Source organism: Vibrio sp. 1288, assembly GCF_033344475.1.
Genome location: NZ_JAWPOX010000866.1, coordinates 1 through 580 on the forward strand (window position 1 = coordinate 1; position 580 = coordinate 580).

Sequence of the window (580 nt, forward strand, 5' to 3'; positions counted from 1 at the left end):
TGGCTGCTGCTGAAAGCGCAAACATCATGGGTAAAGCAGTGGAAGTAAACGGCACGAAAGTACTGGTTGCTGCACTAGAAGGCGCAGATAGCAAAAACCTACGTACAATGGTTGACGACATCAAGAACCAAATGGGCTCAGGTGTTGTGCTTCTAGCAAACGTAACTGATGACAAAGTTGGCTTGATAGCTGGTGTGACGAAAGATCTGGTAGGCAAAGTTAAGGCGGGCGACCTCGTTAAAATGGTTGCAGAGCAGGTTGGTGGTAAGGGCGGTGGTCGCCCTGACATGGCGCAAGCTGGTGGTACTGATGTGTCAGCATTACCAGAAGCGATCAAAACTGTTCAGCCTTGGCTAGAAGAGCGCTTATAAGCATTACATAACGAATTTACGCTCAATCAAGTTTCTTTGATTGGGCGTAATTTTTTTACGGTAACCAAGTGGTTTAATTGACCGAAAAATAACCAGGTCATTTAAGCTGCTTGGTTTTTGTTGTAACTACCGCTTATATAATTTCAACTAGTGGAATATAAGTGGTCCGAATGAGACTTTGGTCTTGGGAAGGTGAAGACTGGTGAAAA

General features: G+C 44.7%; 1 protein-coding gene. It reads left to right on the top strand.

What is annotated here, in order from left to right; genetic code table 11:
• On the top strand, nt 1-371 hold a 371-nt coding region (locus tag R8O11_RS29800; RefSeq protein ID WP_318195203.1), incomplete at its 5' end, for a DHHA1 domain-containing protein.
• Nucleotides 372-580: the final 209 nt, after the last annotated feature.